Source organism: Bariatricus sp. HCP28S3_F11, assembly GCF_052065395.1.
Taxonomy (GTDB): domain Bacteria; phylum Bacillota; class Clostridia; order Lachnospirales; family Lachnospiraceae; genus Allocoprococcus.
Genome location: NZ_JBQHUC010000033.1, coordinates 24,052 through 35,490, shown reverse-complemented (window position 1 = coordinate 35,490; position 11,439 = coordinate 24,052). Strand labels below are relative to the sequence as shown.

Here is an 11,439-nt window from a genome sequence, read left to right as displayed (position 1 = left end):
GTTGGACAGTTTCTCAAGCGGCAAAGTCAGCTTGAGAAACTGTCCAACTTTTTGGGGTCACTTCAATTTCATGCGCCGCCGTTGACCGTCCCGTCTGGCTTTGCTGATGGGCAATCAAGGCGGGAAAGCCCTAAAATGGCTTCCCGCCCATTTCAATTATGAGAAAAGAAACACTCCAAAATCAGAAAGAGAGCGGCCAAGCACTTTGAGGGATTGGTCGCCTTGTTCACCCATTCAGCGGGACGGCGGGTGGCGGTCAAGGCCGGGTGTAAGCCCGTTCATTTCAGCCTTGACGGTTGCCCGCTGTCCTGTTACTTTTCCGGGAGTGTAGCCACAACTTCGGGACACTTTGTCCACAAGTCGGAGCGTAGGACGAGGGACGGGGGCTTTCATATACGCCCAGTCTGCTGTTGAAACCAGACCTGTGCTTACGGCTCTACGCCACGCAAGCACAGCCCTGTTTTCCTGCCGCTTCAAATGCCCTTGCCCTCCCCGGCGGCAACGCCGACAGAGCGTATAACACACTACACTTTGCTTCGCAAAGTCGTGTGCCAAATGGGGGCGTTGCCCCCTTTGGAAACCCCCACAAGAAAAGGCGGTACGCTACCCCTCCACGGGGCGCATACCGCCTTTTCTTGTTATCCAGCCCTCTGGCTGTATCGGTTGAGCAAAAGTCAGCGTGGGATTATTGATGTGGTATCTTTATCTAAGTGAACCCCCATTTTCCCATCTGGAGACCGCTTGCCGTGATATATTGAGTCTTTCAGCGACTTGGCTCTGAGAATATCCCGCATTTTCTCTTGCACTTTTTAATTTCTCAGCTAATGTCAAAGTCATTCCCTCTATTCTATACAACTATACCGCGACGATCACTCCTCCGTCATTCGCATACATACTGCTGATTCCTCTCGTATCCAGAACAAGAATCTGCTGCGGATGAAGTCTTTCATCCAGCATTTGTCTCAAAACTTCTGCACGTTCCGGGCAATTACAGTGCGAGATTGCCAGAACTTTATTTTCAACATTTACAGAGCCTTCCTCCACACAATCCACCAGTTTCTGAAGTGCTTTCTTCATTCCACGGGCCTGTCCCAGCTGGCATATCTCTCCTTTCGGAGTAGATCCCATCACTGGCTTGATATTCAGCACGTTTGCCGCGATCGCCTTAAGTCCCGTAAGTCTCCCATTTTTCCGAAGCGTTTCCAGTGACTCAAGAACGAAAAATGTATTCTGTCCTTCAATATACTCTTCCACTTTTTCGATCACTTCCGGAAACATCAGTTCATTTTCTTCACATTCTATGATCTTACATGCGATCAATGTCTCACCGATTGATGCAGAACGGGAATTAAATACATAAATATCCTTATCCCCATATTCCTCATGATAGAGATTTGCCCCTAGCACAGCACTGTTATAAGAGCCACTTAACTCCGCAGACAAAGTCACAACATATACCCGATCCGCATCACACCGGTATCCCTCCATATACCGTTCCGGTGAAGGGCAGCATGACTTTGGACAGTTCGGACTCTCCGCTACTTTTTTCAAGAAATCCGCCTGATCAAATGTCTCATCATCTATAATATGATAATCGTCCACATCCATCGCAAGTGATGCCGTCTCAAATATTCCTGACGCTCTCATCTCTTCTGTTAACTCTCCACAGCTGTCTACGATTATTTTATAACTCATATATCATTCCTCCCGAATCCGTCTTCAGCTTCCGCAATATGTAGTTTTCATTACCACTTTGTATATGATAACACACTCTCTAATGAAAAAAAAGACTTTTTTACTCCTCAATTTTTATCTTACGTGATACTCCCAATGCAATTCCCATTTCAATCATAAGAAATAGTACAGACGTACCACCATAACTGATAAACGGCAGTGTAATTCCCGTATTAGGAATCAGATTCACCACAACTGCCACATTCAGAATAACCTGAATTGCAATATGAGAAAAAATTCCGGTTACGATCAGAGCTCCATAAAGATCCGGGGCATTTTGTGCAATAAACAGAAGTCTATACAAAAGCAGTCCAAACAATACAAATACCATAATAGCACCGAATACCCCTAGTTCCTCACAAATAACCGTAAGGATGAAGTCATTTTGCACTTCAGGTATAATCATTTTCTGTGCACTATTGCCTAATCCTTTTCCAAAAAAGCCTCCGGAACCAATCGCGTACATTCCCTGCAGAGTCTGGAACGAAAGTGACGATGCATATTTTTCCGGATTCAGCCATGCGATAATGCGGCGCAGCCGAAAATTATCACTGTTCTCCAGCACTTTACCAAGGACAGCCGCGATTGCCACAAATGCTCCGACTCCACATCCGCCAATGATAACGAACGGTCTCATTTTCTTATGTACAACAAATAATATGAAGCAGGCAATTCCCATTACAATGATTGCCGAACTCAGGTTATCCGTCAGATAGAACACACCAAAAGCGGCTACTGCTCCCCACGCCAGTACCATAAGGCTTCCTTTCAGCTTATGAACCTTGCTTCCCATCTTACATATTAAATAAGGTATAAACAAAATGACTGCAATCTTCGTCACCTCGGCAGGCTGCATGGTCTGTCCCGTTCCCGGAATCTGCAGCCATCTTCTTGCTCCATACACCTCATATCCCAGTGGCGAATACTTTACCAGCGCCATCAGAAGCATCGCAAATCCATAAAGTGCTGCCGAGTATTTCGCATATCGATGGTAATCGATCCGGATAACAAACAGCATAATTACAAGGCCTCCCATACTGATGATTCCCTGTCTTTTTAAATAATACATTCCATCATTAAACTTGCTCTGTGCCTCATACGCACTGGTACTATAGAGCATCACAAGTCCGAAGCAGATCAGGAATACCATCACAGCAAGAAGGCTATAATCAAAATATCGTATCGTTGTCGGCTTATTGCTTTTTTTCTTTTTATTTTTTGCCATTCCATACACTCCCAGCAGGTTTCCCCTGTTTTTCTTACTCTGCACAAGTATAGCACACCTCTTCACTTTCACACAAGAATATCTGCCTAAAAATGAAGATTCTTCTTCTTTCTGTTTTGTGGTACACTATAGACAGAATATACGAAACCATATTGTATCCGCAATAGAAACATTTTTTATGAAAGGAAAACAGACATGACGCGAGAAGAACTTTATCAATCCATTTATACACATGAAACCATTTATATTCCACCCCAAGAGGAAGGAAGTGCCGCTCTGGAAGTTGCCCTTGGATGCAGCTGGCACAAATGTACTTTCTGTGATTTTGCCCGGGATGAATTCTGCATTCATCCGCTTTCCCGCATTGAACACAATCTGCAGATCCTCGGAATGCTTCAACCAGAAAATACAAGGCTGTTTCTGCTCGGTGAAAACGCATTCTGCCTCTCCACTGAATTCTTATGTCAGATCATTGATCTTGTCGCAAAATATATGCCCAATGTACATAGAATCGCCATGTATTCCCGTGCTGATGACATACTCCGGAAAACAGATGAAGAATTGCGACTGCTGAAATCCAGAGGCGTTGCCGCTCTTCATATCGGAGTGGAGAGCGGAAGCGACCCGATTCTGGCAGAACGGTGCAAGGGCGTGACATCCGCACAGATTCTGGATGCTCTGCATCGTCTGGAGCAAACAGGCATCGATTACTTTGTCACCATTATCCCCGGACTTGGCGGACGTGAGTATTCCCATCTCCATGCACTAGAAACAGCCCGACTTCTGAATCAGCTCCATCCAAAAAACATATGGTGTCTGAAGCTGAAGCTCTGGGAAGACACAAAGCTCTGCAAAGAAGCACAAAAAGGATTTTTCCAGATGATGACTCCGGAAGAAATCCTTTTGGAAGAGCGCCTGATGCTTGAAAATCTGCACGTGAAGGACTGTCTGTTCGAAGACACGACCGTTCTGGACCAGTATACCATTTACGGAATGCTTCCCGACCAGAAAAAAGACCTTCTTCGTGCAATCGATTACCTGCTCGCCAGACCATAGCTATTTCGTTTTCAATCATTCTATACATGAAATGTCTTTTCCATTTCCTCGCGGAACTCGCGCCCTTTAAAAAGGATCAGCGCGGTGAGTGTCAGGAATGAAAATGCAATACTGATGACCGACGGTGCCGTCACGTTAACCAGCCCTGTCAGGATAAAAACCAGCGGGAAAAACAGTCCATACCCTGCCGCCATCACAAAGTAGATCATATACTGTTTTGGATGGCGGTAGTATATTTTGGAAATGATCATCATGGAAATGATAATCACAATACTGACAACCGGAAAAACAAAATCCACCGACCATCCGTGCCATCCTGTCAGCAGATCCCACACTGTACAGACGGTCGTCACCACAGCCAGCTGCCACATAGCATTTTTCAAAAGATTGTATCGTTTAAAGAATGCAACCGCAAGTGCAAGCCACATACTGAATGCACCCCCGCATATTTTCAGTGATAATCCGAAATGTCCATCCACACAATAATCACTCCCCAGTGCGATGACCGCTGCCGCAATACATAAGAAGGTAAATATCCGAAAAACTTTCATTCCAATCGAATCAGCAGTCGCCTCTTCCGGATATTCAGTCTCAAGCAGTGTCACCTTGATTCCCTCTTGTTCAAGAATGCAAAAAAAGTTCTTCTTGATCACCGAACTGTCAAATCTTGACGTAAATCCCAAATAAACATTCTCTTCAAATGAACACATACATAGTTCCACTTTCGGTGTGCTGGTAAATACACCGAAACGCTCAATATACTTCGCATAGTCTTCCGGCATACGAATGATTCCCATATTGGAAAAAATCGCCGTTATCTCCTTTGCCGAACTGCGTGATCCAAAACCGATGCAGAAATTCTTTAATCCAAGCGGTGCGAGCCGCAGGATCGGATGCACTTCAAGTGCAAAATATTCACTCATCCGTTCCCTCATTTTCTCTTTTGTGAGGCCCTCGTCAAAATATTGCTTCACCTCACGGATCACTTCGTTCAGACTATCTTTTCCCTGACCGAAACGGTGTTCCACCTCCAGCCAGCTAAAAAAATTCAGCATGGAATCTGTCGGGAAAAATTTCCGCAGATTGACAGGCACCATAAGCGCCACCGGTTTTTCCTCCTGACGCCTGGACATTTTCCCGTGAATCGCGCACATCAGAACCGCTGTTAAGTACACCGTCATCGACACACCATATTCCTTCGCCTTTTTCGCAAGATCCGCCACTTTCACTTCTGCTTCCGTCACCTGAAGGCTTCCGAGATCACTGTTTCTTCTAATCTGATATGCTTTTCTCCGGTTCTTTTTTCTGCCCTTATTATCACGAGAATAGTACTTCGCAAATCCGTCGTCTTCCTGGTCCGAAACAGTAACCGTCTTCTCGTTTAATTCAAGATCCGCCAGCCCGTCCCCTTCATGTACTAGGAACAAATAATTCTTCACCAGCTCCCGAATAAATTCACTGGCTCCCGTCCCATCTGTCAGTGCATGAAAGACCTCAAAATTAATCCTCTTCTTATAATATGTCACTTCAAACAAAAGCTCTTTCTTGTCCCGGATGTACAGATTTCTGCAAGGTTCCCGGGTTTCTTTCCGAACGACCGGGCGCAGATTACTCTGTTCAAGATAATGCCAGAACAAGCCTTTTCTCATCACCGACAAGAACATCGGATATTTAACCAGCGTCCTGTCCAGCGCCTGCTGAAGCTTTGCTTCCTCAATTTCCTCTCTTAATTCACAATAAAAGCGGAATACACGGGTATCCCTTTTCGTACTTGCTGCCGAAAAAAGTTTTGCCGCGTTGTCCAGTTTCCGCCAATACGCACCCCTCGACTGCATAACGGCTATTCCCTCCTCAAAAAATTATTTATAATATCAAAACTTTCCTGTACGTGATTGCTTTTGATTCCCAGGGCAAAAAAACCGTGAAGTGCGTTCTTGATCCGGTAGATTTCTACCCTGTTTCCTGCCGCTTCCAGTTTTCTTCCATATGCCTCTCCCTCATCTCTTAATGGATCATATTCCGCGGTTATGACCAGCGTATCCGGCTGATTTTGCAGATTCTCTTCCAGAATCGGTGCAAAATAGGGATTCATCCGATCCTCTTCTTTCCCCGCGTAAAAATCAAGGTAATCTCTTAGTTTTCCTGCTGTCAGAAGATAATCTGTCCCATTTTCCCTAACAGAATCAAATGATGAATTTTCCGAATAATCATTATTCGTTGCTGGGTAGATTAGAATCTGCCTTCTGGGGAGAAATTCTCCTCTGTCTCTTGCCATTAGTGAAAGTGCTGCAGCCAGATTTCCTCCTGCGCTGTCTCCTATCAGTGTGATATCCTCTGAATTCACATTCAAAAGAAACTCTTTTTCATACATTGCCTTCGCCACCGCATAGCAGTCCTCAAGCCCGGTCGGGAACTTGTGCTCCGGAGCAAGCCGGTATTCAATCGCCGCCACGATATGCCCTGTGGCATTCGCAAGGCGGGCACATATCCTCTCATAATTATCTACATGTTCGGTGGACCACCCGCCGCCATGCAGGAACAGCATCACCCGCATTCCATTTGCCACCTGCTCTTCCTGAAATGTCTTCTCATCCGGGAAAAACAACCGGACCGGCACCAGATGATCCCCATTGTAAATACGTGTATCTACCGTCCGATAGAAGATCTTCATAGGATCCAGCCGTTTCAAATCTGCCAGCTGTCTGGACTTCTCCACATCTATTTCTTCAAAAGACAATGCTTTTAATATTTTCTTTGCTGCTTTATTGATATCCATATTATCTCCTTCCAGTTTTCTAATATTCATTTTGCGGGTTTTCCATACAGATGTCAAGTATTAGCGGCGAAGCTTCATTTTCTTTTAACTTCAAACAAATTTTTCGTTTACATTTTTATGCTAACCTTATATAGTTAAAATAGGATTTAGTCAGATGGGAGGAAACACACATGCCTGCATTTTATGCACACAACCGTTTTGGGGAAAAAGTAGCCCAAAAAACAGACGGAGAATTAAACGAAATCATTTCCAAATACTATGTACAATTTCAGATTGGTCTCCAGGGACCGGATATTTTCTTTTTTTACCGGCCATGGAAAAGTAATCGTGTATCCAAATATGGTTACCACCTTCACGAAGTATCAGCAGCATCCTTCTTCACACATGCGCTGACTGTCGTAAAAGAAAAAGGACGTGACAGCCGGGAATACGCCTATCTCCTGGGTTTCATCTGCCACTACATTCTTGACAGTGAATGTCATCCTTATGTATCTGAAATGATGGAAGCTCTTGATGTCGAACATTTGGAAATTGAAGAAGAATTTGAAAAAATGCTTCTTCGCAAAGACGGAAAGAATGCTCTTTCCTATCCACTTGCTGATCTTGTCCCGACAGACAGCGTAACCGCAAAAACAATTTATCCTTTCTACCGTAATATGAATCCGGTCATTATCCGGGAGGCATTGAAAGACCTAAAACTGGTAAAAAGAATCTTTACGGCTCCATGTATCGTCAAACAGGCCATTCTGAACGGAGCAATGCATTTAACCGGAAAATATGATTATTGGAAGGGGCTGATGCATCAGCGGAAAGACAACCCCAAATGCACAGTCAGCAACGAGGGTCTTTACCTGCGGTTCAAAGGTGCTGTTGACATCGCTGTAACCATGCTTTACAGCTTTGACGAAAGTCTTTGTACCGGCACAGAACTCCATTCGCGTTTTGAACGCACATTTGAATAGAAGGAGGCATCTGAATGAATAATACAAAACTTACAAAACTGGAAAAATGCTGGATTCTGTACGATGTAGGAAATTCTGCATTTATTATGCTGGTATCCACGATCATTCCGATCTATTTCAACTTCCTGGCCGGTAATGCAGGAATATCCGAAGTGGATTATCTTGCCTATTGGGGATATGCTGCTTCTGTCGCAACAGTCATGGTAGCCATCATTGGTCCAATTCTCGGCACATTGGCAGACACCCGCAATTTCAAAAAGCCCTTGTTTACAATCTCCATGATGGTCGGGGTACTTGGCTGCGCAGCACTCTCTTTTCCTAAATCATGGGTCCTGTTTCTGGCTGTCTTCGTAATTGCAAAAGTGGGATACAATGCCAGCCTGATTTTCTATGATTCCATGCTGGTCGATATCACAACAGAAGAGAAAATGGACTCCGTTTCATCACACGGTTATGCATGGGGATACATCGGAAGCTGCATTCCATTTGTTATATCTCTGGTTTTTGTTCTGATGTACGATAAAATCGGGATTTCCATGACCACTGCCATGATGCTTGCCTTTTTTCTTAATGCACTCTGGTGGCTTGTTGTCACGATTCCATTGCTGAAAAATTATCATCAGACAAATTATGTGGAACTGCCCGCTCATCCGATCAAAAACAGTTTTAAACGCCTTGCAGTCACTCTGAGGGATATAAAGAAACAAAAAAACATTTTTTTGTATCTGCTTTCATTTTTCTTTTTCATAGATGGTGTGTATACGATCATCGAAATGGCTACCGCTTACGGAAGTGCACTGGGCCTGGATTCACAGGGATTGTTACTTGCCCTTTTGGTCACTCAGCTTGTTGCTTTTCCATGTGCCCTGATTTTTTCCGTGCTCTCCAAGAAGTTTGATACCGATTTTCTGATCAAAATCTGCATCGCAGCTTACACCGGAATTGCACTCTTCGCCATCCAGCTTGATAAGCAATGGGAGTTCTGGCTGCTCGCTGTTCTTGTCGGTATGTTCCAAGGCGCGATTCAGGCACTCTCCCGCTCTTACTTCGCCAAGATCATCCCTGCGGAGAAATCCGGAGAATACTTTGGTATATACGATATCTGCGGAAAAGGAGCCTCTTTCATGGGAACCACACTGGTCGGACTGGTTGCCCAGATTACCAATGTAGCAAATGCCGGTGTTGCAATCATTTCCGTGATGTTTATCATCGGATATGTTCTTTTCTGCAAAGCCGCAAAACTAAACAAAGCGTGATTAGCGATGATTTCTGGTAATTATTTATAATTTGCCAGCTTTTTCCAAAGAAATATGATTTTTTTGCACAAAAATATGGAAATATGAGCAAAAAAATTGTATAATATATTGCATCAAGCGAAAGAGAGGGTTCACTTATGAAGCAAAATAATATGTTAGCAATGATTTTGGCTGGTGGACGTGGTTCCCGTCTTCATGACCTGACCAATAAAGTGGCAAAACCGGCCGTCTCATATGGTGGGAAGTACCGTATCGTTGATTTTCCCCTCAGTAACTGTGCAAACAGCGGAATCGATGTTGTCGGTGTTCTGACACAGTACGAATCCGTTCTGCTGAACAGCTACGTAGCTGCAGGCGGCAGATGGGGACTTGACGCAAAAGATAGCGGTGTTTTTGTACTTCCACCACGTGAGAAAGCGGATTCCAATCTGGATGTTTACCGTGGAACTGCTGATGCCATTTCCCAGAACATTGATTTCATCGATTCTTATTCTCCAGAATATCTTCTTGTACTTTCCGGAGACCATATTTACAAAATGAATTACGCCAAGATGCTTGCCCATCACAGAGCATGTAATGCTGATGCTACGATTGCCGTTATCGAAGTACCGATGAAAGAAGCAAGCCGTTTCGGCATCATGAATACAGACGAAGAAGGCACGATCGTAGAATTCGAAGAGAAACCGCCACAGCCGAAGAGCAATCTTGCTTCCATGGGTATCTACATTTTCAACTGGAAGCTGCTTCGCAAAATGCTGTTGGCAGATATGAAGAATACGGAGTCTAATCACGACTTTGGTAAGGATATCATTCCGACCATGCTGAATGACGGAAGAAAACTGGTTGCTTATAAATTCCAGGGATACTGGAAAGATGTAGGAACCATCGATTCCCTTTGGGAAGCAAATATGGATCTTTTAAATGGAAACGAGCTTGATTTAAGCGATCCGACCTGGAAGATTTATACCGAAGACGTTACAACTCTTCCTCATTACATAGGCGCTGAAGCTAAGATCAACAAGGCTTTCATCACACAGGGCTGTACCATCAACGGCGAAATCACGAACTCCGTTCTTTTCACCGGAGTTAAAGTTGGGGAAGGCGCCAAGATTATCGACAGTGTACTGATGCCGGGTGTTGAAGTGGAAGACGGAGCCGTTGTTACCCGCGCTCTGGTTGCCGACGGCATTAAGATCGGCAAACAGGCTGTTGTCGGTTCTGCTGACAGCGAACATATCGAACTGGTAGCAAAACGTGTAAAGGGGGTAGAATAATATGTATAACGCATTTGGAATCGTCACTTCTTCCGGCAGAGATATCTGGGTAGAGGGACTTCAGGACTATCGTCCAATCGGTTCGTTCTCTTTTCTCGGAAGATATCGAGTAATAGACTTTGCAATTTCTAATATGAGTAACAGTGACATTGACCGCATCCAGGTATATATCAGAAGAAAACCTCGTTCTCTTGTCGAACATCTCGGAAGTGGACGCCAATACAATATCAACTCAAAACGCGGCAATCTGCAGATCCTGTTTTCCGAGGATGGTGCTGAGCACAGTATCTATAACACGGACATCGCCATGTTTATGGAGAACCTGGAATGCATTCAGAGAATGCATCATCCATATGTAGTCATCGCACCGAACTACATGGTATACACTGCAAACTATGATACTCTGCTTCAGAATCATATAGATTCCGGTGCGGATATCACAGTTCTGTACCATTCAGTTGATAATGCAAAAGAAGCATTCCTGAACTGCAATACTTTGAACCTGAACCGTCAGAAAGGTGTTCTTTCTATCGAGAAGAATCACGGTAATGCTAAGAACAGAAATATTTTCATGGATACATATATTATGAAGAAAGATTTGTTTATCGAGCTCGTACAGAAAGCTCACAAACTTTCTTCTATGTACACACTGGCTGACATCGTCAGTGCAGAATGTGAAGAACTGGATGTGCGCGGAATTTCTCATCGCGGTTATTTTGCTTCCATCACAGATTTCAAGAGCTACTATGATGCTAACATGTCGTTGATCGACTACAAATCAGCAATGAGCCTTTTTGATGAGGACTGGCCGATCTACACACGTACCAATGACTCCTGCCCGACGAAGTATCTTGAAACAGCAAGCGTGAAATCCTCTGTTGTTTCCAACGGCTGCCTGATCGAAGGTACGATCGAGAATTCAATTCTCGGACGTGGATGCGTCGTGAAACCTGGTGCTGTTGTAAAGAATTGTGTGGTATTCCCAGGTGTTGAAATCGCAGAAAACGTACATCTTGAGAATTTGGTTGTTGACCGGAGAGCACAAGTGATCCATGCAAAAGAAATCATTGCTCCGGCTGATCATCCGGGATATATCAAACGTGAAGATACTCTTTAATAAGGGAACACAAAGCGGAGCATATCTGACCGGTATGCC

General features: G+C 44.3%; 11 protein-coding genes. 5 read left to right on the top strand and 6 right to left on the bottom strand.

Annotated elements, in window-relative coordinates:
- Positions 1–234: 234 nt before the first annotated feature.
- From ACTNBR_RS13285 to ACTNBR_RS13270, 4 genes are all read right to left on the bottom strand, one after another.
- Positions 235–453 (bottom strand): hypothetical protein, encoded by a 219-nt coding sequence (locus ACTNBR_RS13285; protein ID WP_272709081.1) that lies wholly within the window; start codon positions 451–453, stop codon positions 235–237.
- Positions 454–702: 249 nt separating this feature from the next.
- The gene (locus tag ACTNBR_RS13280) at positions 703–837 is read right to left on the bottom strand and encodes a helix-turn-helix transcriptional regulator (RefSeq protein ID WP_441018536.1); all 135 of its coding nucleotides are present in this window, start codon (positions 835–837) and stop codon (positions 703–705) included.
- An 18-nt stretch (positions 838–855) separates the two neighbouring features.
- The gene (locus ACTNBR_RS13275; RefSeq protein ID WP_427819083.1) at positions 856–1,695 is read right to left on the bottom strand and encodes a DegV family protein; all 840 of its coding nucleotides are present in this window, start codon (positions 1,693–1,695) and stop codon (positions 856–858) included.
- Positions 1,696–1,795: 100 nt separating this feature from the next.
- Positions 1,796–2,959, bottom strand: coding sequence for an FtsW/RodA/SpoVE family cell cycle protein (locus tag ACTNBR_RS13270; protein ID WP_441018537.1), 1,164 nt, complete (start codon positions 2,957–2,959; stop codon positions 1,796–1,798).
- Positions 2,960–3,154: 195 nt separating this feature from the next.
- Here ACTNBR_RS13270 and ACTNBR_RS13265 point away from each other — a divergent pair, with 195 nt between their 5' ends.
- Positions 3,155–4,015, top strand: a complete 861-nt coding sequence (locus ACTNBR_RS13265) for a radical SAM protein (protein ID WP_427805463.1) — start codon at positions 3,155–3,157, stop codon at positions 4,013–4,015.
- Between the two features lie 20 nt (positions 4,016–4,035).
- On the opposite strand, the gene ACTNBR_RS13260 is transcribed toward ACTNBR_RS13265, so the two are convergent.
- Positions 4,036–5,850 (bottom strand): DUF6320 domain-containing protein, encoded by a 1,815-nt coding sequence (locus ACTNBR_RS13260; protein WP_441018539.1) that lies wholly within the window; start codon positions 5,848–5,850, stop codon positions 4,036–4,038.
- A 5-nt stretch (positions 5,851–5,855) separates the two neighbouring features.
- Positions 5,856–6,791: an alpha/beta hydrolase gene (locus ACTNBR_RS13255; RefSeq protein ID WP_427805674.1), complete on the bottom strand. Its 936-nt coding sequence runs from the start codon at positions 6,789–6,791 to the stop codon at positions 5,856–5,858.
- Between the two features lie 170 nt (positions 6,792–6,961).
- Between ACTNBR_RS13255 and ACTNBR_RS13250 the strand changes: the two genes are divergently transcribed.
- The 4 genes from ACTNBR_RS13250 to glgD all read left to right on the top strand — a co-directional run bounded on the left by ACTNBR_RS13250 (position 6,962) and on the right by glgD (position 11,400).
- Positions 6,962–7,753, top strand: coding sequence for a zinc dependent phospholipase C family protein (locus ACTNBR_RS13250; RefSeq protein ID WP_427805460.1), 792 nt, complete (start codon positions 6,962–6,964; stop codon positions 7,751–7,753).
- A 14-nt stretch (positions 7,754–7,767) separates the two neighbouring features.
- Complete coding sequence (locus tag ACTNBR_RS13245; RefSeq protein WP_441018541.1) at positions 7,768–9,009, top strand: MFS transporter; 1,242 nt, start codon at positions 7,768–7,770, stop codon at positions 9,007–9,009.
- Positions 9,010–9,146: 137 nt separating this feature from the next.
- On the top strand, positions 9,147–10,283 hold the full coding sequence (locus tag ACTNBR_RS13240; protein ID WP_427805457.1) for a glucose-1-phosphate adenylyltransferase: 1,137 nt from the start codon (positions 9,147–9,149) through the stop codon (positions 10,281–10,283).
- 1 nt (position 10,284) lies between these two features.
- Positions 10,285–11,400, top strand: a complete 1,116-nt coding sequence (gene glgD / locus ACTNBR_RS13235; protein WP_441018543.1) for a glucose-1-phosphate adenylyltransferase subunit GlgD — start codon at positions 10,285–10,287, stop codon at positions 11,398–11,400.
- Positions 11,401–11,439: the final 39 nt, after the last annotated feature.

Excerpts from the sequence above, each read along its gene's own strand:
- ACTNBR_RS13280 (WP_441018536.1), bottom strand. The coding sequence starts at position 837 with ATGACTTTGACATTAGCTGAGAAATTAAAAAGTGCAAGAGAAAATGCG.
- ACTNBR_RS13275 (WP_427819083.1), bottom strand. The coding sequence starts at position 1,695 with ATGAGTTATAAAATAATCGTAGACAGCTGTGGAGAGTTAACAGAAGAG.
- ACTNBR_RS13270 (WP_441018537.1), bottom strand. The coding sequence starts at position 2,959 with ATGGCAAAAAATAAAAAGAAAAAAAGCAATAAGCCGACAACGATACGA.
- ACTNBR_RS13265 (WP_427805463.1), top strand. The coding sequence starts at position 3,155 with ATGACGCGAGAAGAACTTTATCAATCCATTTATACACATGAAACCATT.
- ACTNBR_RS13260 (WP_441018539.1), bottom strand. The coding sequence starts at position 5,850 with ATGCAGTCGAGGGGTGCGTATTGGCGGAAACTGGACAACGCGGCAAAA.
- ACTNBR_RS13255 (WP_427805674.1), bottom strand. The coding sequence starts at position 6,791 with ATGGATATCAATAAAGCAGCAAAGAAAATATTAAAAGCATTGTCTTTT.
- ACTNBR_RS13250 (WP_427805460.1), top strand. The coding sequence starts at position 6,962 with ATGCCTGCATTTTATGCACACAACCGTTTTGGGGAAAAAGTAGCCCAA.
- ACTNBR_RS13245 (WP_441018541.1), top strand. The coding sequence starts at position 7,768 with ATGAATAATACAAAACTTACAAAACTGGAAAAATGCTGGATTCTGTAC.
- ACTNBR_RS13240 (WP_427805457.1), top strand. The coding sequence starts at position 9,147 with ATGAAGCAAAATAATATGTTAGCAATGATTTTGGCTGGTGGACGTGGT.
- glgD (WP_441018543.1), top strand. The coding sequence starts at position 10,285 with ATGTATAACGCATTTGGAATCGTCACTTCTTCCGGCAGAGATATCTGG.